Origin of the sequence: Cognatundibacterium aquatile (assembly GCF_014699135.1) — a bacterium.
In the GTDB taxonomy this organism is placed as follows: Bacteria; Pseudomonadota; Gammaproteobacteria; order Burkholderiales; family Burkholderiaceae_D; genus Undibacterium; species Undibacterium aquatile.
This window is the reverse complement of sequence record NZ_JACOFT010000001.1, coordinates 469103-489942: the sequence shown is the minus strand read 5'-3', so window position 1 is coordinate 489942 and position 20840 is coordinate 469103. Positions and strand designations below refer to the sequence as shown.

The 20840-nt window shown below is 50.8% G+C and carries 17 protein-coding genes; 8 read left to right on the top strand and 9 right to left on the bottom strand.

Annotated elements, in window-relative coordinates; translation table 11 throughout:
* Positions 1–7 precede the first annotated feature (7 nt).
* The gene (hmgA, locus tag H8K26_RS02175) at positions 8–1309 is read right to left on the bottom strand and encodes a homogentisate 1,2-dioxygenase (protein ID WP_190477051.1); all 1302 of its coding nucleotides are present in this window, start codon (positions 1307–1309) and stop codon (positions 8–10) included.
* A 116-nt stretch (positions 1310–1425) separates the two neighbouring features.
* Here hmgA and H8K26_RS02170 point away from each other — a divergent pair, with 116 nt between their 5' ends.
* Positions 1426–2346 (top strand): LysR family transcriptional regulator, encoded by a 921-nt coding sequence (locus H8K26_RS02170; RefSeq protein WP_190477049.1) that lies wholly within the window; start codon positions 1426–1428, stop codon positions 2344–2346.
* Between the two features lie 94 nt (positions 2347–2440).
* Positions 2441–3577 (top strand): alpha-hydroxy acid oxidase, encoded by a 1137-nt coding sequence (locus H8K26_RS02165; protein ID WP_186883821.1) that lies wholly within the window; start codon positions 2441–2443, stop codon positions 3575–3577.
* A gap of 77 nt (positions 3578–3654) precedes the next feature.
* Here H8K26_RS02165 and H8K26_RS02160 read toward each other — a convergent pair whose 3' ends face one another.
* Positions 3655–4107 (bottom strand): Hsp20 family protein, encoded by a 453-nt coding sequence (locus tag H8K26_RS02160; protein WP_186883822.1) that lies wholly within the window; start codon positions 4105–4107, stop codon positions 3655–3657.
* 225 nt (positions 4108–4332) lie between these two features.
* Between H8K26_RS02160 and H8K26_RS02155 the strand changes: the two genes are divergently transcribed.
* Positions 4333–4884: a thymidine kinase gene (locus H8K26_RS02155; protein ID WP_190477047.1), complete on the top strand. Its 552-nt coding sequence runs from the start codon at positions 4333–4335 to the stop codon at positions 4882–4884.
* Positions 4885–5252: 368 nt separating this feature from the next.
* Positions 5253–7793 (top strand): alkaline phosphatase D family protein, encoded by a 2541-nt coding sequence (locus H8K26_RS02150; protein WP_223826792.1) that lies wholly within the window; start codon positions 5253–5255, stop codon positions 7791–7793.
* A 123-nt stretch (positions 7794–7916) separates the two neighbouring features.
* Here the strand turns inward: H8K26_RS02150 and H8K26_RS02145 are convergent, their stop codons facing one another.
* Positions 7917–8720 (bottom strand): prohibitin family protein, encoded by an 804-nt coding sequence (locus tag H8K26_RS02145; protein ID WP_190477044.1) that lies wholly within the window; start codon positions 8718–8720, stop codon positions 7917–7919.
* Positions 8721–8871: 151 nt separating this feature from the next.
* On the opposite strand from H8K26_RS02145, the gene rlmF reads away from it, so the two are divergent.
* From rlmF to H8K26_RS02130, 3 genes are all read left to right on the top strand, one after another.
* Positions 8872–9846: a 23S rRNA (adenine(1618)-N(6))-methyltransferase RlmF gene (gene rlmF / locus H8K26_RS02140; protein WP_190477042.1), complete on the top strand. Its 975-nt coding sequence runs from the start codon at positions 8872–8874 to the stop codon at positions 9844–9846.
* Between the two features lie 206 nt (positions 9847–10052).
* Positions 10053–10292, top strand: coding sequence for a hypothetical protein (locus H8K26_RS02135; protein WP_190477041.1), 240 nt, complete (start codon positions 10053–10055; stop codon positions 10290–10292).
* A 308-nt stretch (positions 10293–10600) separates the two neighbouring features.
* Positions 10601–11857: a nitronate monooxygenase gene (locus tag H8K26_RS02130; protein WP_190477039.1), complete on the top strand. Its 1257-nt coding sequence runs from the start codon at positions 10601–10603 to the stop codon at positions 11855–11857.
* A gap of 187 nt (positions 11858–12044) precedes the next feature.
* Here the strand turns inward: H8K26_RS02130 and H8K26_RS02125 are convergent, their stop codons facing one another.
* Positions 12045–13184 carry a cupin domain-containing protein gene (locus tag H8K26_RS02125; RefSeq protein ID WP_190477037.1) on the bottom strand — a complete coding sequence of 380 codons (1140 nt, stop codon included), beginning with the start codon at positions 13182–13184 and terminating at the stop codon, positions 12045–12047.
* A gap of 160 nt (positions 13185–13344) precedes the next feature.
* Positions 13345–14367: a DUF2804 domain-containing protein gene (locus H8K26_RS02120; protein ID WP_190477035.1), complete on the bottom strand. Its 1023-nt coding sequence runs from the start codon at positions 14365–14367 to the stop codon at positions 13345–13347.
* A 219-nt stretch (positions 14368–14586) separates the two neighbouring features.
* On the opposite strand from H8K26_RS02120, the gene H8K26_RS02115 reads away from it, so the two are divergent.
* Complete coding sequence (locus tag H8K26_RS02115) at positions 14587–15990, top strand: 3'-5' exonuclease family protein (RefSeq protein ID WP_223826791.1); 1404 nt, start codon at positions 14587–14589, stop codon at positions 15988–15990.
* Positions 15991–16060: 70 nt separating this feature from the next.
* On the opposite strand, the gene H8K26_RS02110 is transcribed toward H8K26_RS02115, so the two are convergent.
* From H8K26_RS02110 to H8K26_RS02095, 4 genes are read right to left on the bottom strand one after another with little or no spacing between them, the layout of a single operon-like run.
* On the bottom strand, positions 16061–17323 hold the full coding sequence (locus H8K26_RS02110) for an alkaline phosphatase family protein (protein ID WP_317889233.1): 1263 nt from the start codon (positions 17321–17323) through the stop codon (positions 16061–16063).
* Positions 17324–17362: 39 nt separating this feature from the next.
* A complete protein-coding gene (locus H8K26_RS02105; protein WP_190477034.1) occupies positions 17363–18418 on the bottom strand; it encodes a bifunctional nicotinamide-nucleotide adenylyltransferase/Nudix hydroxylase in 1056 nt (351 codons plus the stop codon).
* Positions 18419–18433: 15 nt separating this feature from the next.
* On the bottom strand, positions 18434–19624 hold the full coding sequence (gene pncB, locus H8K26_RS02100; RefSeq protein ID WP_190477033.1) for a nicotinate phosphoribosyltransferase: 1191 nt from the start codon (positions 19622–19624) through the stop codon (positions 18434–18436).
* Positions 19625–19679: 55 nt separating this feature from the next.
* The gene (locus H8K26_RS02095; RefSeq protein WP_190477032.1) at positions 19680–20549 is read right to left on the bottom strand and encodes a cysteine hydrolase family protein; all 870 of its coding nucleotides are present in this window, start codon (positions 20547–20549) and stop codon (positions 19680–19682) included.
* Positions 20550–20840 lie beyond the last annotated feature (291 nt).

The following is a 20840-nucleotide window of genomic DNA, read 5'->3' as shown; positions in this document are numbered from 1 at the left end:
TTCACGCTTATTGCGGATTGAAATTTTTTCTGATGCCCTGCCAGCATTGATAATAATCCGCCTGCAATTGCGGCGATGTCATGGCGGCGCGGGTCGGTTTGATTATGTTACGCGTCTCTATCATGAACGCCATCGTATCTACGACTTTGTGCGGTGTGCTGGTGTCAATATTGCTGGCTTTTTCAAACGTAGATGCATCCGGGCCGTGGCCGCTCATGCAGTTATGCAGACTCGCACCACCCGGACGGAAACCGGTCGATTTCGCATCGTACTGACCATGAATCAGCCCCATGAATTCACTCGCGATATTGCGATGGAACCAGGGCGGGCGGAAGGTATTTTCTGCGGCCAGCCAGCGCGGCGGGAATATCACGAAATCGATGGTATCGACACCCGGCGTATCGCTGGGCGATTGCAATACCAAAAAAATCGACGGGTCCGGATGATCGTAACTGATAGAACCTATGGTGTTGAAATGACGCAAATCATATTTGTATGGCGCAAAATTGCCATGCCAGGCGACCACATCAAGCGGTGAATGGCCGATTTTTGCCGACCACAGATTGCCGCTGAATTTAGCCAGCAATTCAAAATCACCTTCTTTATCTTCATACCACGCGACCGGCGTCTGAAAATCGCGCGGATTGGCGAGACCATTCGAGCCGATCACGCCAAGATCAGGCAAGCGGAACATGCTGCCAAAGTTTTCACAAACATAGCCACGCGCCTCGCCATCCGGCAACTGCACCTGAAAACGGATGCCGCGCGGAATCACCGCTATCTCTTGCGGCTCAATATTCATGCGGCCCAGCTCGGTGAGTATATGCAAGCGCCCTTGCTGCGGAATGATCAGTAATTCGGCATCGGCGTTGTAATAGAAACGCGTGCTCATATCGCGGTTTGCCGCATACAGATGGATCGCGCAACCGCTCTGCGCATCGGCAGAGCCATTGCCTGCCATCGTCAGCCAGCCATCAATAAAATCGGTGGGCGTCAGCGGCATGGGTTGCGGGTCCCAGCGCAGTTGATTCGGTGTCGATGGCATCTGACTAAAATCATTCGTCATGTTGCCATTGCTGACTTGCTGAAACGGCTGATGCATTGCCGCCGGACGGATGCGGTACAACCATGAACGCCGGTTCGCATGGCGTGGTGCGGTAAACGCCGTACCGGACACCTGCTCGGCATACAAACCGTACGCGCATTGTTGCGGAGAATTCTGGTGTTGCGGCAACGCACCAGCCAATGTTTCACTGGCAAATTCGTTTGCAAAACCGGTCTGATAACGAAGGATATCTTGCATGCTCATAGCGCCATCCTGTCAGGAAATAGGAGAATTTCTGGAACTCTACTGCAGGCAGGTGTTTTTTACGATATAAATATAGAAATACAGACCATTCATCAAATCAATAATAAGAGACGCGCATGATAGAAGCCAAAGATATCGACCTGAATCTGCTGGTGGTGTTTCAGCATATTTTTGAAAGCAGACAAATTTCGCTGGTGGCGCGTCAGCTTGGCCTGTCGCAACCGGCGGTCAGTAATGCGCTGGCAAGGCTGCGACGCAGTTTTGATGATGAACTGTTTGTGCGCACCGCCAACGGCATGCAGCCGACGCCACGCGCCGCACAACTGGCGGATTCCGTTGCACTCGCACTCAGCCATATCACGCAGGCCTTGAACAGCGAAGACAGCTTTGATGCGGCAAGCTCGAAACGCCACTTCACCGTGGCGATGACGGACGTGGGGGAAGTCTATTTCATGCCTTTGCTGGTGGAGGAATTGCTGCGGCAAGCACCGCAGATACAAATATCGACGGTACGCGCTGGCAGCATCGATCTGAAAACCGAGATGGAATCTGGCCGTGTCGATCTGGCGATCGGTGCGTTTGATGATTTATCCGATGCCTGGTATCAACGTCGTTTATTCCGGCAAAACTATGTCTGCATGTTGCGGCAGACACATCCGCTGGCGGGCAAGCCGCTGGAGCTGAAGGAATTCGTCGCCGCACGCCATCTGATCGTCGCTTCGCAAGAGGAACCGTATATCAGTATCAATCAACGTCTGGAAAAAGCGGGCATCCATCCCCACGCCCACTTTAAAGTGCCGCATTTCGTTGCTGTTCCGTATATCGTCAGCAGTAATGATTTACTGGTCACCGTCCCGCGTAAGCTGGCGGAGCGGGCGGCAGCGCCTTTTGGTTTGACGTATGTCAAGCCGCCGCTACGTTTGCCAGCGCTGCAAACGAATCTGTTCTGGCACCGTCGCTATCACCAGGATGCCGGCAATCAATGGCTGCGGCAGTTTATTTGCGAACGTTTTGTCGAAACAGAAACGCTCAGTTGAAAATACTTCACCGCAAAACTGAAACGTTTTCCCCCATCAAATCACCGTTATCCCCTACACTTTTACCTATTCATTAGTCCACCGGAGAATCAGCATGCCTGTCATTACTTGTGTAGAAGATTTACGTTTACTCGCCAAAAAGCGCGTACCGAAAGCATTCTATGACTACGCGGACAGCGGTTCGTACACGGAAAGCACGTATAAAGCGAATAGCAGCGATCTGGCCGCAATCAAGTTGCGCCAACGTGTCGCTATTAATGTGGATCAGCGCAATACCCGCACCACGATGATAGGTCAGGATGTCACGATGCCGGTCGCCATTGCGCCGACCGGCCTGACCGGTATGCAGTGGGCGAACGGCGAAATGCTGGGCGCGATTGCCGCAGAAAAATTCGGCATTCCATTTACGCTGTCCACCATGAGTATCTGCTCGATTGAAGATGTTGCCAGCGTGACCACCAAGCCATTCTGGTTTCAGCTGTATGTGATGCGCGACCGTGGCTTCGTCAAAGAAATGATACAGCGCGCCAAAGCCTGCAAATGCTCAGCACTGGTATTGACGCTGGATCTGCAAATTCTCGGGCAGCGTCACAAGGATTTAAAAAATGGCATGTCGGTACCGCCGAAACTGACGCTCGCGAATATTCTCGATCTGGCAACCAAACCATCATGGGCACTGCGCGCGCTGGCCGGGCGTAAAACCTTCGGTAATCTGGTCGGCCACGTCAAAGGTGGCGATGGCATACTGACACTAAGCCAATGGACGGCCAGCCAGTTCGATCCTACGCTGAACTGGGACGATGTGGCCTGGATTAAAAAAGAATGGGGCGGCAAACTGATCCTGAAAGGCATACTGGATGTGGAAGATGCCAAACTGGCCGTCGCTGCCGGTGCCGATGCGATTGTCGTCAGCAACCATGGCGGTCGCCAGCTCGATGGCGCAATGTCGTCGATTGAAGCTTTACCGGCAATTGTAGACGCCGTCGGTCATCAGACCGAAGTCTGGTTCGATGGTGGAGTCCGTACGGGTCAGGATATTCTGAAAGCGACTGCACTCGGCGCTAAAGGCAGTATGATAGGCCGCGCGTTTCTGTATGGCCTGGGGGCGATGGGCGAAAAAGGCGTCACCACGATGCTGGAAATTTTACAAAAAGAACTGGATGTCAGCATGGCACTGACTGGCACAAAAGATATCCGCGAAGTGAATCTGAGCAATATCATCCGCAAATAAAACTAATCAAACGTCATAAAAAAAGCATGGAAAAATTCCATGCTTTTTTTGTTTGCGTATCAGAACAAACGTAGTGTTTACGCTGCTTGTGACTGCACCAGTTGCAGGTTGTCGCCATCAATCAGGATGCGACGTGGTTTATAGGCTTCCGGTACTTCGCGCACCAGCTCTATGCTCAGCAAACCATTGTCAAGACGTGCGCTGACCACTTTCACATGATCGGCAAGGCGGAAGCGGTGTTCAAAATCGCGTGAGGCGATGCCGCGATGCAGATAGTTTTTCTGGGTTTCATCTTTTTGCTTGCGACCGACGATTTTCAGTGTATCGCGTTCGCTTTCGATATCGAGTTCGCTGCGATCAAATCCGGCAACGGCCATCGTGATCGCATATTTATCTTCCGCAATCAGTTCGATGTTGTATGGCGGGTAGCTTGGTGTTGCATCATTACGCTGCGCGTCATCAAACAATTGTGCAAGACGGTCAAAGCCAATTGCCGAACGATACAACGGAGCAAAGTCAAAATTACGCATGGTGATATCCTTTTAAATTGAAGCGATATAAATAATTTCCGCAGACCTCAGGTGAGCATCTGCTGAGTCAAAGATAGGGTGCGTCAAAAGCTTTTCAAGAGAAAAATTTGTATACATTTTTTTCGTGACCCGGGGCGTGATGATTCTCTACAATAGCGGTTTCGACGCTCTTGAAATCACCCCAGACCGTCACTATTTATCTCGACCTCAATTTTAAGGAACACCGTGGCAAAGCTTTATTTCAGATATTCAGCCATGAATGCAGGAAAATCGACCGCCCTTCTGCAAGTCGCACACAATTACGAAGAACAGGGTCAGCAAGTCTGTCTGTACACGGCCGCGATCGACCATCGCTACGGCCAGGGCAAAGTTACTTCGCGTCTTGGACCGCAACGTGAAGCCGCCGTGTTTGATGCCGGTTTCGATTTTTTTGAAGAAGCGCCGCAAGTCAGTTGCGTGCTGGTCGATGAGGCGCAGTTTTTATCTGCCGATCAGGTAAAGCAATTGCATCAGCTCGCGCATGTGCGCGGTGTGCCCGTCATTTGTTACGGCCTGCGCAGCGATTTTCTGGGTGAACCATTTACCGGCTCCACGTATTTACTGGCACTGTCAGACACGATAGAAGAACTCAAAAACATCTGCAGCTGCGGTAAAAAAGCGACAATGAATATCCGCGTGGACGAACAAGGCAAGCGCACCCGCAGCGGCGAACAGATCGATATCGGCGGCAACGAACGTTATCACCATGTCTGCGGCCGCTGTTTTTACAGTAACTGAGTTCACAGTAACGAAACTGCCTGTCGAGCAATCTGCTTCAGCGCAAAATTCTAAGAGATGGCAGCGGTTTTACAAACGCAGCAAATACCGCCGACCATCTCGTTCTTCTTTTCCCGGGGCATAGGAAGCACAGATATTTCAGCTGACGAATAGAGTAAACACCCTAGTATCAATGTCATCACGATGACATATCCACCCCCTAGTCTTTCTGGTTTTTAGCTTGTTGTTGTGTACTGCTTTTTGCGTACGCCAGCAATATGGTCTGATGCAGAATCGTCTGTCGCATCAACGCATGACCTCCGGCTCCTGTATGCCCATGCGATACGTCAACAGCAGTCTGCTCAACCGCCAACTCCAGGGAGATGAAATTGGATAGACGACAGTTTTTGAAATATAGCGGCTTTTTATCAGTATCAGTGGCCACCGGCAGTCTGAGTGCCTGCGGCGGTAGCAGCAGCGTTGCCAGCGACCAATCTGAATTACCGCTGGCTACCGGCACAGGCTGGAAATTCCCGCAAAGTGTCGCTTCCGGTGACCCTCGTCCTGACAGCGTTATCCTGTGGACACGTGTAACTCCGGCATCGCTGGGAGTCGCAGCGGTAGCGCCAACTGGCAACGATGTCGCAATACGCCTGATCGTAACCGCAACAGATAACACAGCTCTGCTCGGCAGCAATACCGCACTGACTGGCACGACCGTCGTCGATACACGTTTGTCTGTACTCGCCAGCTTCGATAACACAGTTCGCAATAAAGTGACTGGCTTGCAGGCAGGTCAGACTTATTTCTATCAGTTCATCGCCGGTGATGTGCGCTCGAATGTCGGACGTTTCAAAACAGCGCCAGCAAGCAACGCAGATGTCGCACAATTACAGTTCGCCTATCTGACTTGCCAGGATTGGAGCGTCAATCACTGGGGTGCGATGGACTACATCGCTAAAAATGAAAATCTCGATTTCATCATCCACCTCGGCGACTATATTTACGAAACCGTTGGTGCGGCATTCCAGACAGGTAATGCAGAAGCGCGCCACACCGCATTGCAATTGCCTGATGGCACTGCATTGCTGAATGCCGACGGCACTACCGGTAAAGCTAAATATGCAACGACGCTTGCCGATTACCGTTACCTTTACAAAATGTATCGCAGCGACCCGCGTCAGCAAGCGATACACGAACGTTTCGCGTATATCGCGATCTGGGACGATCATGAATTTTCTGATGACGCCTGGAAAGACGCCGTCACCTACGAAAACAACAGCCTCGATTCAAGCGGCAATAATATTCACCAGACCAGTCGCCGCCGCACAGCGAATCAGGCATGGTTTGAATTTATGCCGGCCGATGTCAGCCTGGATGCAGCAAATACCGGCTTCCAGAATATCCAGATTTATCGTGACTTCCAGTTCGGCAAGCTGATGCAACTGGTCATGACCGATGAACGCTTGTATCGTTCAGATCACGTCGTGCCGGAAAGCCTGTTCAACCCTGCAACAGGTAAGGCGCTGAACAGCAGCATGGGCACACGTTATGTGGTGCCGCAAGATGTATTCAATCTGGTGGAAGGACAAAAAATCACTGCGGCCACTGCCATGACCGGCGATCCATTGTCGGATGTCAGTATGCTGGGTAAAACCCAGCGCGACTGGTGGAAAAATAAAATGCAGACATCGACCAATACCTGGAAAATCTGGGGTAACGAAGTCTGCCTGATGCGCATGGGTCTCAATGGTACGGATGCGATTGCGACATTACTTGCACTGAATTCCATCTCCACACTGGCAACAAATATCACCACCACACTGAGTAATCCTGCACTCGGCGGCAATGTGCTGGTCGCAGCAACGCTGGTGGCAGCAATGACTGCCGGTGCTTCACAGGCTGTTGCCAGTGGTGCAGCAGTCGCCATGGTCACGGCTGCCGCAACGGGCGGCAATGTCGCCACAGCAGGAACATCGGCGGGTCTGACTGCTGCGCAGGCAGGTATCGCCGTAGCAACGTTCAACGCCGCGAAAGCTGCTGCAGCAGCGGGAACAGCGCCACAGATCGGTGCCGCTGCGCAAACCATCGCGTTTGGTTACATCAAACCGGACGTGCAGACCAACAAGCAAAATTCCAGTTTCGTCATCGCTTCAGGTCAGCAAGCGGCGCTGTCATCATTCTTTACTAAGTTCTTGCTGAACTGCGATCAATGGGATGGTTATAACAGCGAACGCAAAGCGCTGATGCAACATTTGCTGACGAATAAAATCAGTAACGTGGTCTCGGTGACCGGTGATATTCACGGCTTCTTTGCCGGTACTGTTAACGATGATTTCGATGCGGCTGGTGGTGGCACACCTGCGATGGTAGATCTGGTCAGCGCCGGTATCAGTTCCGACTCTTTCTTCACTTATATGAAAGATGGTGCAGGTTCTACCGGTCTGGCAACGATCATCTTTTACCCGCTGAGTATTCCTGTACCGAATATCGGCACGATCACCATCAACGTCAATATGCTCGATTACACCATGGGCAAAGCAGCGCCGACGGTCGATGGCCTGCTGGAACAGATCCGCGTACAACTGACAGGCGCGCTGACAGCCAAAGGCGTACCTGAAGGCGCAACGCTGACGGGCACAGTACAGGCCATTCTGGCGGGGTTGAAAACGAATAGCGACTTCAATACCAGCCTGCTGGGTCTGGCGCAGCAACTGGCAGCACTCGGAAATAATCAGTGGATGAAGTACATCAATTCCGATGCGCAGGGATATACGGTGGTGACATTAACGCCGGGTAAACTGGTCGCCCAGTTTAAGCAAGTGAATAAGCTGGTGAATAACGGTACGATGACAGCACCAACAGATGTGATCGCTCGCATTACCACTGCCACCGTCAACAGCGGCACCAGTGCGGTCAGCATTTCCTAATAACTCGCAACAACATTTACCAGAAAATCAGGTGCCGGTTCTGCGGCACCTGTATTCACAGCAGTAATGATGCATGAACGCCGTTGTCTGACACGTTTGCCAGACAAGGGCTTTTTTTTTTGCTTATTTATTGTTGCCGTTACTGTTGATATTCAAAAACGGAATCGCGCCACCGGTTGTAGTCGGCAGACGACCATCCCATTTCTCTATCGCTTTCGCCTGATTTTCTGTTTCACGCAGACGCAGCAACTCCGGTGTCACCTGCTGACGTTGTAAGGCCAGCGCTTCCGCTTCAGCACGCGCACGCGACACTTTTTGTTTCGCTTCGACTTCGATACGTTGCAAATCACGTTCCGCTTTCATTTTTAACTGATCTGCGGTCGTTTTCGCTTCAATCGCTTCATTGAACGTGCGGCTGAAATTGAAGTTAACGATAGAGAATTCATCCACAACTAAACCGTGTCTGGCCATGCGTTCTTTGAGCGCGATGACAATTTCATCGCGGACTTGCGAGCGTTTTGAAATCAGCTCTTCAGCGGTGAATCGCGCAGTTACGGCTTTCACCGCTTCCTGCACACTAGGAATAATGATGCGCTCGCCTGGCTCATTGCCGAGATCACGGAAGACGGAGACTACGGCATCTGGTCTGACGTGGTAATTGATCGCAATTTTTGTATGAACGGTTTGCAGATCTTTCGATGCGGCGTCACCATCGCCCTCGCCTTTCTGTATCGCGACCGATACTTTATGTAAGCGCTGTGCAATCGGCCAGACGAAATGGATGCCTTCGCTATACACCTCATCAGAGGGCTTACCAAACGTCGTTAACACACCGCGATGTCCCGCTTGTATCGTGGCAAAGGGATTCAAAACCAGTAACAGCAAAATCACAATGATGATGGACGCAATAGCAGGAATATTTTTCATGATGTCTTTATCTCGTTATTGAAAAAACATGTGAAGTATAGATTTAAGATTTACAAATGACCGTGGTAATTTTTTCAAAAAAATACCACTGTCGTAATTTCGCCGCAGTTTGTGCAACAATGCCTTCTCTACCAGACCGGTTCATCAACGCATGTCACGCCCGCATCCCAGCTCCGCTATACAAAAGTCCAGCAAACTCCATCCGCGCAATCGCCATCAGGGGCGCTATGATTTCGCCCGGCTTGTAGCGGTGGACAGTGCATTGGCGGTGTTTGTGATGCGCAATGAGTACGGTGAATCCAGTATCGATTTTGCTGACCCGGTAGCGGTGAAAGCGCTGAACCGTGCTTTACTGAAAAGTGAATACGGGATACTTGACTGGGATATTCCGGAACAGCAGCTTTGTCCGCCAGTGCCTGGACGCGCTGATTACCTGCACTATCTGGCGGATTTACTGACATCGACGAACAAAGGCGTGCTCCCGAAAAAAAATTTACTGAGTGTGCTCGATATCGGTACGGGAGCGAATGGCATTTATCCGCTGATCGGTGTCAGCGAATACGGCTGGCAATTTACCGCGACCGACATCAATCCGGCATCGCTGGCGAATGTACAACGCATACTCGACGCGAACCCTGCACTCGCTGCCAGAATCAATTTGCGTCTGCAGCCATCGGCAAACGCTATTTTTAATAACATCATTTTTGATGATGACTGGTTTGATCTCAGCATGTGTAATCCGCCCTTTCACACTTCGATGGCGGAAGCGCAGGCAGGCTCGCAACGTAAATGGAATAATCTCGGCAAGGAAAAGCAGGCCGATGCAACTACGCCCATACTGAATTTCGGCGGCCGCGATGCTGAACTGTGGTGTCCTGGCGGTGAGCTTGCTTTTATCGAACGCATGATCACTGAAAGCGCCAGCATACCGGGACGATGCTTCTGGTTCAGCACGCTGGTATCAAAATCAGATAATTTGCCCGCACTCAAAGCAGCACTGAAACGCGTCAAAGCGCTGGAAATCAAAGAAATTGCCATGAGCCAGGGCAATAAACAAAGCCGTTTTCTCGCATGGACTTTTTTGACACCACCTCAACAAACAGCCTGGAAAAAATTGCGCTGGTGAACGCCAGGCGAGAGTCTGCAACGCGGCACTCATTACCATCAGCACGGCAACAGAGACTGACGGAGGCGATCAGAAATAAAACTCAGGAAGACATTGTTTTTTTCTGAGAGAGCCTTATGTAAAGCAGATATCAAGCGCATCGCACGAATGATGAGCAATTTAAAAGAAGACGTCATTCAACTCTGGCACTGGTCTACGGCAATATTATGTTTGCCAGCGTTGCCGGTGTTCGGCAAAAAGTGCAGGCTAATGCGACAATCGTACGTGTGAGCCGCCTATGTCATGTCCCTGAAACAGTCGTCAGGCACATTGAGGCGTCAATAAAACCACTTCACGCCAGTACGAATTTGAGGGATATCAACAAGCTGCAAAAAAATAGCGCTGACTGCAATTATTTTCCGGGAGCAGAAAAAAGAAAAATGATGTTTTTACTAATATCTGTGTAAAAGAAAAATAGCTTAATTAGGATTATTTCCCTCCCTTTGTCGTCTAGCTGTCTGCAAAATCATAAAAATGATGCTAATGACAATTTTTGTGCACTTAAATTTGCTGTTTTTTTAGGCACAAATGTGAATATTTGCGAGACGAAATTATTCACAGCGCATAGCTAGCCTGGCTTACAATCTGGGGCGCTGTTATTTTATAAAATAGCTTTGTGAAAATATTTGACAAACTTATGTTGAATAACCGCCTCACTCAGTAACGAGATTTCGCCATCGGGTGCGACTTACAGCTCAATGTGTCAAGGATTGCAATGAAACGAGTAGATGATTTCCGCCTGAAGTTAGGCAAAGATGAACTGGTTCCCATCATGATAGGCGGGATGGGTGTCGATATTTCCACTGCGGAGCTGGCGTTGGTTGCCGCCCGTCTGGGTGGTATCGGCCATATTTCTGACGCACTGGTGCATGATGTGTCGGATCGCCGCTTTGGTACCAGCTACATCAAGGAAAAAACCAAATTCTACAAATACAACATCAACAATACCGACAAGACGGATATCAAATTCAATCTTGAAGACCTGGCTGCGGCGACGCGCCTGCACATTGGTCGTACCATGGAAGCCAAACAAGGCTCGGGTATGATCTTTGTGAACTGCATGGAAAAGCTGACCATGAACGGCCCGCGTGAAACGCTGAAAGTGCGTCTGGAAGCAGCGCTGGATGCGGGTATTGACGGCATCACGCTGAGCGCCGGTCTGCATCTGAGCTCCTTCGGTCTGATGGCGGAGCACCCGCGTTTCCGTGAAGCCAAGCTAGGCATCATCGTCTCATCAGTCCGCGCGTTGCAATTATTCCTGCGTAAAAATGCAAAATTAAACCGTCTGCCTGACTACGTGATCGTCGAAGGTCCGTTGGCGGGTGGTCATCTGGGTTTCGGTGATGACTGGGCCACATTCGATTTACAGACGATTGTGACCGAAGTGTCTGAGTATCTGAAAGCAGAACAACTGGATATTCCTATCATTGCGGCGGGCGGTATTTTCACCGGCAGCGATGCGGTTTCCTTCCTCGAAAACGGTGCCTCCGGCGTACAGGTGGCAACCCGTTTCACGGTGACGAAAGAATGCGGTTTGCCGGATAGTGTCAAACAGGAATACTTCAAAGCCAGCGAAGACGATATTGAAGTCAATCATATTTCGCCGACCGGCTACCCTATGCGTATGCTGAAAAATACGCCAGCAATTGGCGATGGCATTCGCCCAGGCTGTGAGTCGTATGGTTATCTGCTGGATGCGAACGGCAATTGCGCTTACATCACGTCATACAACCGTGAAGTTGCGCTGCACCCGGATGCAAAAAAAATCTCAGTCATGGACAAGACCTGCCTGTGCACCCACATGCGTAACTTCAATTGCTGGACTTGCGGTCAGACCACGTATCGCCTCAAAGACACCACGCGCAAATTGCCGGATGGTACTTACCAGATCCTCAGTGCCGAACATGTGTTCCGTGATTACCAGTTCAGTACCGATAACAAGATCGCCTTACCGGACGCACAGCCTGAATAACTAAGCCTGATTCAACGCTAAACGCCAGTGCTCTCCTGACATCGTAGTCAGAAGACACTGGCGTTTTTTATAAGTACTGTTCGTCCGGGCTGGTCTTTATTTAGTACTTCAGACGACTACGCTGATTATCAGCATTTTTATTCTCTGATCTCAATATTGAGACTCGAGATGCAAATCAACGCGCCATTCAGAAATACCAATAACCGTCATTCACCCATTGCGTCAGCGCTTTGACGAAAGCAGCGTGCTGTAAACCTTGTTCCAATGCCGCCAAACTGAGATTGTCTTCATCGCACAGCGCCAGCACAGTCGCACTGCAGTCTGCCCCGAATTCGTACCGCTCGCCGTTGACATAGCAAATACCCTGACTGATGCTGTCGTCAAGATAGAAACAACGCAAGCCACCGGTGCGAATCAGATCGGTTTGCTGCAAACTCTTGCGTAACTCGGTTTCATTGATAGGAAAATCCAGCGCCTGCAAATCGAGTTCGCATTTGGTTTTCGATAAATGGCAGCCGACAAAATTCATCATGATTTCGTCGTCATTCAGTATCGTCTGCATTTGCTGTTTGATCAGCGCAAAATCACTGGCATTAATATGCCCCTGATGCTGATGCATACGGCGTTGCGGATCACTGATCAGGGTGCCGCCGAGTTCATTATCTATCAGGTAGTCCGCCAATCCGCTCAGCATATCGCTGGCGGATTTGCTGCGAAAGCCCACTGAAAAACTCATGGAACTCTCAAGTGATACGCCATCATGCGGAAAGCCGGGTGGGATATAGAGAATGTCACCCGCAGTCAGCACCGCGTCGATAATGGGTTCGAAAGGATCGGTATGCAATAAGGCGGCGTGAGCGGCGAATTGACGATGGTTACCCCGATCACCAACGCGCCAGCGACGGCTGCCTGAGCCCTGACAGATAAACACGTCATACAAATCGATGTGCGGCCCGACACCGCCGCCCGGCGCGGCAAAGCTGATCATCACGTCATCGAGCCGCCATTTCGGAATGAAAGAAAATGCCCGCACCAGACTGGCGACTTCAGGCGACCAGTGATCAACGGCCTGTACCACCAGCGTCCAATCGCGCTCGCCAAGATGTTCGTAGCTTTCAAACGGGCCATTTTCGGCTTGCCATTTTCCTGATTGTTTATAAATCAGACGAGAATCTATCTGCGATTCACATGCCAGCCCAGCCAGTTCATCCGGTGAAATCAGATCGCTGAATCCAGGAAAGCCCTGACGTATCAGGACCGGCTTTTGCTGCCAGTAATCAGCTAAAAATTTATCAAGCGAAAATTCATTGAGCGTGAGGGTCAACATGGCAAAATGAAAATAAGAAAGTAAAGCTGTCTTGTAGCATGAAGAAATCAAACCTCATACCGGGCAGATCAAACTTTCAGCAGAAAACCGCCGGCCCGCACATCAATCCGGCAGAATCAGGCGCATGACGTTGATCTTGCTTGATCGCAATCAAGAAAAATTACCAGCGTGCAAAATGGTCTTCAGTCACGCCAGCCAAATAGCTGACGGGGCGTGGCAGCTCATCTGTGTGTGCCCTGACCCAGCCGCTGAAACTGCCCACCGGTTGTTGATAGCGACTCGCGGCAATCAGCAGATTCTTGTTTTCACTGCGCACGCCTTCCGGTTGAAAATGCAAATCCAGTAAACCATCACTGGTGTGGATATGCCACGGTGCGAGCACGTTCGCCGGGTCGTATTCAAAGTGCGCGCTGCTCAGAGAAATCAGTTGTCCGTCCAGCCACAAAGCATTTTCCTGATCGCCGAAATAGCCGGATTGCAGATTAAACCCCATATCCAGACTATGTGCCGACGCCCACAGCCAGCGCGTTTCCCGCGCCAGAAAACCATTGCTGTGATCGACACTGCCGCAACCATCGCTAAGGCTGAAACACCGTTGCCCGACTTTCACTTCCCCGCTCAAGCGCATCCCGCCAGATTTCATCGTTGCATGCACGCTGCCACCAATGACATTGCCGACGGCCAGCAATTCCGGCGCTGCATCGGCCAAATGTAATTCAGCATCAATATGGCAATCGCGAAACGACACCTGAATACGGTAAGTATTGTTGGCAGGCTGATGATGAAAATGTAGCCGCTGTCCGGGAAAGCGAAACCAGCTTTCAGCGCCGGTGGCAGGATGGGCATTCAGATGCGCCGTCAGCCCGGGTATGCCATCCTGCGAAAATTCTGCCAGCAGCTTTTTTTGCTGACGGTCAAACACGTAGGCAAATGCAGTATTGGACCAGCCAACATCCACAATCGCGATGCCGCAAAATATCTGATCCGTCACCAGTGCAGCATACTGCCAGTGCTTGTGATGAAAGCGCTGCCATACGACACCGCGCCGGAAAGGAGCCGCAAGCGCAGACCAGTCAATCACCGAGACGGCACCGGCAAATTTTCCGGTACGAACCTGACCACACGCATCGACCAGCGCATCCGGCGCCGTCGGCAAATAAGCTGGCTGAGAAGTAGTTGGCATGATGTTTTTATGAAAAGATATTCCACACATTGTCCGATAATCCGGCGCCGCGGAACATCAAAATCAGACGATCTGTTCCATAAGGTTTAATTAAGCCAACATAGCTGCTTAAGAAGTGTCCAGGATGCGAAAGACGCGTGCAACAAGGATGAGGACACATCAAAAAGCGCTGATCCCCTATACAATGACGGGCTATATACGCACCAACTGAGTCAGATTTTGAGCCTACTTGCAAGCCCTCTTGCCTTCGTCGACCTGGAAACCACAGGCACCATCGCAACCCGTGACCGTATCACTGAAATCGCTATCGTGACTTTTGATGGCGAACGTACAGAACGCTGGTCACAACTATTAAACCCCGAAGCAGCTATCCCGCCCTTTGTTGAGCAACTGACCGGCATCAGCAATGTAATGGTCGCTGATCAGCCTGTATTTGCTGATATTGCAGAAGAAGTTTTGCAACGCCTGCAAGGACATATCTTCGTTGCGCATAATGCGCGCTTTGATTATGGATTTTTGAAAAATGAATTCAAGCGCCTCGGCCTCACTTTCAGAGCAACGGTGCTGTGTACACTGAAGCTGTCGCGTCAGTTGTTCCCACAGTTTGCCAAACACAATCTTGACTGTCTGATCGAGCGCCATCAGATCAGCGTCGGCGATAGACATCGCGCCTTGACCGATGCCGATGCGATTTACCAGTTCTGGTGCGATCTGCAGGCGACTTTACCCGCAGAAACCTTACAGGTAGCGGTACAAGAACAAACAGCGCGCCCCAGTCTGCCGCCGCATCTGGATGCGGATATTGTGGAGCAACTGCCAAAAGGCTATGGCGTTTATCTGTTTTTTGCAGAAAACAGATTGCCGCTTTATGTCGGCAAAAGTAATACGCTGCGCCAACGGGTGTTATCGCATTTTTCTTCGGATCATGCGATTGTCAAAGAAATGAGCATCTCGCAACAAGTCCGCGATATTGAGTGGATAGAATGCGAGGGTGAAATTGATGCGCTGATTACCGAAGCCAGGCTGATCAAGGAAATGCAACCAACGCTGAATCGTCAGTTACGCCGCAACACAGAATTCTGCTCGTGGCGTCTGAAGGATATGGGCAGCGGCTTGTTGCAACCACAACTCGTGTATGCCCGTGATCTGGATCTCGGCAGACAAGAACAGTTATACGGTCTGTTTAAAAGCGGCGCCAGCGCACGCGAGTTTTTATTGCAGGCAGTGAAGCAATTTCAACTATGTGCTGCCACGCTGGGATTAGAAAAAGGTGGCGCGGGCAAGCCTTGCTTTGCGCGCCAACTGAAGCAATGCAAGGGAGCATGCGTCGGCGCGGAATCACCGTTGCAGCATAATCTGCGGCTGGCAGAAGCACTCGGTGCAATGAAATTAAAGGCATGGCCATTCTCTGGCCCCGCTGTACTCAAAGAAGGCAATGTCCATCACGTGATTGAGGCATGGTGCTATCTGGGCAAGGCGAAGAGTGAAGCAGATATTCAGGATTTGCTGACACGCGGCAAACCGCGTTTTGATCGTGATACTTACAGAATTTTGCTCAAGTATCTGAGCAGGATGAAAGCCATCAGCGTCGCAGGCATCAAAGTTCAGGCAGAAGTTAGCTAAAAAGACGGGGAAAGCGGGAAACGGAGCACAGCCAGGCTGGCTGTGCTCCGGAAAGCTGTTGGCGAAAATATTAATTCAACGCTGCAGCCGTTGGTTTTTCACTGCCATCCGAAGGCAAGGCGGGAACGCCTATCAGCTTCATCAGCAAAGGATACACGTCAACGTTGTCAAACGCGGGGATCACCACATTCTTTTTGAATGCAGGCCCATTGGCAATGAAGGTCGCCGCCATTTCCGGTGCCGTATTGTCGTAACCATGCGCGCCGCCGTTAGCACGGTTTTTGATATTTTCCTCACCAAAAATCATCCAGCCGACATCGGCCAGACAAACGACGGATGGCACGCGGACATTGCTACCGAAGTGGTAGCGCACCGGAATATCGGCTTTCTTCCAGCATTCCATGTGCTCGTGTTTTTTCAACAGCTGTTGCTTCACAACGGCATCTTGCCCGGGAGCCACTTCGATACCGGCGTAGGTTCCCGCTGTCACCACCTTAAAACTGTCTGGCGGCAGGATTTTATTCAGATACACCACCCGTTCCGCGCTGGTGGCTGCCATCCCGTGATCCGACACCACCACAATGTTGGCGTTGACCTGACGCGAGCGCAGGCCGGCAATCAGACGGCCAATCGCCGCATCAACACTGGCAACAGCATCTGTTGTGTGCCGATCGTCCGGCCCGAATTCATGACCCGCATGGTCCACATCATCAAAATACAAAGTCAGGAAACCCACTCTTTTCTCGACAGGCTGATCGATCCAACCCAGCAGCGTATCAACGCGTTTTTCTGGCGGCAATTTACCATCGAATACGCGCCACTCTGTCGGACGTACACCATGAATATCCGCTTCTGAACCTGGCCAGAACATAGTGGCGGTACGGACACCATTTTTTTCTGCGGTCACCCAGACTGGCTCGGCCTGATCCCACCAGCGACGATCGATGACGGCATCGCGGTTACCCAGACCGAAACGGACACCGGGAATCGCCGGATCTATCATCGTATTTCCGACGATGCCGTGATGATCAGGCCGTAAGCCGGTCACCAGCGTGTAGTGGTTAGGGAACGTGATCGACGGAAATGAGGGAAGCATTTTTTCTGCACGCACACCGTCAGCAATCAGGGCATTCAGATTCGGCGTCACGCCGCGTTGCAGGTAGTCAGGTTTGAAACCATCGATCGATACCAGAATCACTGGTGGTCGTGCTGACTGCTCAGTCGCAGCAGAAACCGTCGTTTGCTTGACTGGTTGCGCGCAGCCTGCAACACCGATGACCAATGCCGCACAAACCGCTTGAATAAAGCGTTGTTGAGAAAAAATCTTAATCACATGTCACCTTAAAAAAAGGGGCAAGCTGCCCCGCATCAATTAATTTCCTTCCACGATCAGTTGCAAAAACCGATCAAGAATATGGAAATGATCATCAAAAAACTGTTCTTCCATCAAGCGCAATTCTGTAACCGGAAACCACGCCGCCCGCGCTGCATCATCGGCAGCAACAATCTCAGGCAGCGTTGCCAATGGCAGATCAAAGAAGTGGGCATGCGTAATCGTACGTCCACGCTGACTGCGAGCCGGGTGATCAAATACGCGAACATCAACCAGCGCCTCTTCGAGTTCCGGTTTGGACACCGCAAGATTCGTCTCTTCGATTAATTCTCGGATTGCGCCTTGCAGCAAAAGTTCCTGCTGATCAAGGAAACCACCCGGTAAGGCCCACAAACCTTTGCCCGGGTATCCTCCGCGTTGCACCAACAAAACATGTCCGGCTACTTTTACCACAGCATCCACGGTACAAAATACCGGCGGATACGGTGCTGCTTTCCAGGCGTCTTTGTATTTCTGCAGTTGCAGATGCTCTTGCACCAGCCCGGCATAATCAGGCGTTAATACCCACTCACTGATAAAACGCTTCACAGACAATGGCAGAAACGCTACCACCGCATCCAATGTTGCCTGCATATCCTTTGCTGCAAACAGCTGTTGCCGTATCTGTGTTGCATCCGTTGTGACAACCCGCTCTGCCTCTATCCATTGCCATTGCGGGAAGTGCTGCAAATAATAGCTGGAGGCATCTTTTACATAGCCGATCAGCGCGATATGCAACGCCTCATCACCCCGCCCGACAATAGCTTGCGTGACCTTGTTCTGCACGGCATTTGCCCAGCGCAGATCATTGTAATAATCGCGCACAGGAATAAAACTGACACGCTCCTGATCAGCCTCAGACAAACTTGCACTGATCATTGCCGCCCGCTCCTGCCAGGTGAACGGGTTCCTGACACTTCTGGCGCAAAACGCCGAACCTAGCACAACGATCACCTTGTCCGCGTTCGACAGCGCAAGAGCCAATAAACTGGCATGCCCTTGATGAAACGGCTGAAAACGACCAATCAGGACTGCAACATCGAAATTATTCGTCATGGCATAGTGGCATAGTCAGATGGCAGGATGATGAAATACCTGACGCAAGTACGCCAGAAAGGTTTCGTCGGTGCAGAGCGTTTTGCCGGCGGAGTCCGATAACTTAGCAACTGGCTGACCATTGCATGACATGAGCTTCATGACGATATTCAACGGTGGGATTCCAGTGTCATTAGTCAGGTTGGTACCGATGCCAAATGCCGGCATTGTACGATCCGCAAAGTGACGGTAAATTCTGAACGCAGTATCAAAATCGAGTGCATCGGAAAACACCAGACGCTTGGTTTTACCATCTATTCTGAGTTTCGCATAATGCGCCAGCGCCTTTTCGCCCCAGACGATAGGGTCGCCGGAATCGTGCCGCAAACCATCAAACAACTTGGCAAAATACAGATCAAAGTCAGCGAGGAAAGCATCCATACCAACGACATCGGTTAAAGCAATCCCTAGATCACCGCGATATTCCTGCACCCAGTCTTCCAGCGCCGCTTTCTGAAAATCGCGCAAACGCACGCCAAAAGACTGATAGGACTGCAAGTATTCATGCGCCATCGTTCCCATCGGTACGAGGTGATGTTTCTTAGCAAGATAGACATTCGATGTACCTTTGAAAAATTCCGGTACTTCGCGTGCCAGCGTAGTGATGACTTCGTCATGCCAGGCTCCGGAAAAACGGCGGCGCACGCCAAAATCAGAAAACTCAAAAGGATGAAATTTTTTTGGTTCCTGCGCAAACGCCTGTAACTGTGAAAGCTTTGCAGCCAGTCGCCGGCGCGCTTCCGGTAAGGTGGCATCGGTCTGCAAACGGCGGAAATACAATTCATTAACGATATGCAACACAAAAATCTCGAACGCCGAAACATGCACTTGCGGGCCAGTGGCAACGATCTCCAGTTGCTCGCCATTCGTACTGACTTTGATGAACTTGCGCTGGAAATGAAATAGCGCCAGAAAATCGGTGAAGTCACTTTTGATGAAGCGTAAGGACCTCAGATAATCGAGTTCATCTTCGGTGAACTGCAATGAACACAAATGATCAAGCTCACGCTCAACATCGTCTTTCAATTCCGCCAACGGATAGACTGGCGTGTTTCTGCACACAAACGCATATTCCGTCTGTGTATTCGGATGGCTGTGCAACAGCGCCTGCCACATCGTGAACTTATATAAATCGGTTTCCAGCAAGCTTTGTACAACGGGCTTCATTTGAAATTCTTTACGGTAATTGATAGACACCAGCATGATGGCTGGCGTATGAAATTCAGCGCGCCTGATTCGCTACTAAGTCGGGCAACACATCGGCTGCGGTGGCGATCTGCACACCGCGTTGCTGCATATCGTGAAGGAAACTGGCATATTGCGCCTCAAACCCTGCTACCGGGCTGATGCAGTCACTCAGCAATACCAGCTTTGACAACTGCGTTGGGTCAAAGTGTTCAACGATGTGTTCTGTTGTCGCTTTGACGCAGTGGCTACCAGCCTCGCCCGCAATGTAGATCTGATCGGCTCCGGCCAAGCTGTCGATAAAGTTGCGGTTTAGCTGCGTTGCAGGGTCTTGCGGGTCCGGTACTTCTGCCATCACCGCAGAATAATGTTCAGTCCAGGGATTGCTGCCTTTGATCAGTTTCATCGCGACGCTGCTGCCAGCATCCTCCCAGCGACCGTAAGCCGCCCGCACATCCGCATGAACATTATGTCCCCAGCTACCGATTTCGCAATGCACCGGCCACACCATCAGTTGATACCGCCCATTCGTTTCCAGACTATCCAGATACGCGAGTGTGCGGGCGAGTGATTGCGACTGACGTGGCAGATAGAGTCCATCCCTGACATCTTGCGCCGAAATCACGGTGAACGGTGCGATCGCCTTTCCGCTGGTATCCATCCAGAAAGGCGGATGGGCGATGTCATACCGGTGATGAGAATCCAGCGTGATACTAATGTCGGACAGCCCAGCGCCAGCGCGTTCTATGAGTTCTGCAATTCGCAACATATCGGCATGTGCGCCCGCCACAGGTAAAGCGGGAGTGACGATTTGTCGGCTGACAGGGTCGGTCATCAGATAATCGGCGGGAACGTCACAAAAATCATTTTGCGGGTCAATGAGGAGGAGATGCAGATTACGTTTCATAAACTTTCCTGTGCTGAAGGCATGATTTTATGCCATGACGCAAGATCGTTCATGAAATGCCTGAGTTGAGTGCCAGATCGCCGTTGAATTTGTCTGTTCTTTCGTTTCGACTATCAGGCTGGGAATGCCATATTTGTGTATAAAAAAACACAGTAATGTTCTAGGCTTCTGAAAAATCTGTAGCCATTATCAATATGCAACTTTTCTACTCTTAACAATGTAGAATATGTAAAGATTCCTTCATCTGAGTCAAGGTCATGCAAAGATTCATACTTCTGTAAGATTCTTACC

Excerpts from the sequence above, each read along its gene's own strand:
- hmgA (WP_190477051.1), bottom strand. The coding sequence starts at position 1,309 with ATGAGCATGCAAGATATCCTTCGTTATCAGACCGGTTTTGCAAACGAA.
- H8K26_RS02170 (WP_190477049.1), top strand. The coding sequence starts at position 1,426 with ATGATAGAAGCCAAAGATATCGACCTGAATCTGCTGGTGGTGTTTCAG.
- H8K26_RS02165 (WP_186883821.1), top strand. The coding sequence starts at position 2,441 with ATGCCTGTCATTACTTGTGTAGAAGATTTACGTTTACTCGCCAAAAAG.
- H8K26_RS02160 (WP_186883822.1), bottom strand. The coding sequence starts at position 4,107 with ATGCGTAATTTTGACTTTGCTCCGTTGTATCGTTCGGCAATTGGCTTT.
- H8K26_RS02145 (WP_190477044.1), bottom strand. The coding sequence starts at position 8,720 with ATGAAAAATATTCCTGCTATTGCGTCCATCATCATTGTGATTTTGCTG.
- rlmF (WP_190477042.1), top strand. The coding sequence starts at position 8,872 with ATGTCACGCCCGCATCCCAGCTCCGCTATACAAAAGTCCAGCAAACTC.
- H8K26_RS02135 (WP_190477041.1), top strand. The coding sequence starts at position 10,053 with ATGTTTGCCAGCGTTGCCGGTGTTCGGCAAAAAGTGCAGGCTAATGCG.
- H8K26_RS02130 (WP_190477039.1), top strand. The coding sequence starts at position 10,601 with ATGAAACGAGTAGATGATTTCCGCCTGAAGTTAGGCAAAGATGAACTG.
- H8K26_RS02125 (WP_190477037.1), bottom strand. The coding sequence starts at position 13,184 with ATGTTGACCCTCACGCTCAATGAATTTTCGCTTGATAAATTTTTAGCT.
- H8K26_RS02120 (WP_190477035.1), bottom strand. The coding sequence starts at position 14,367 with ATGCCAACTACTTCTCAGCCAGCTTATTTGCCGACGGCGCCGGATGCG.
- H8K26_RS02105 (WP_190477034.1), bottom strand. The coding sequence starts at position 18,418 with ATGACGAATAATTTCGATGTTGCAGTCCTGATTGGTCGTTTTCAGCCG.
- pncB (WP_190477033.1), bottom strand. The coding sequence starts at position 19,624 with ATGAAGCCCGTTGTACAAAGCTTGCTGGAAACCGATTTATATAAGTTC.
- H8K26_RS02095 (WP_190477032.1), bottom strand. The coding sequence starts at position 20,549 with ATGAAACGTAATCTGCATCTCCTCCTCATTGACCCGCAAAATGATTTT.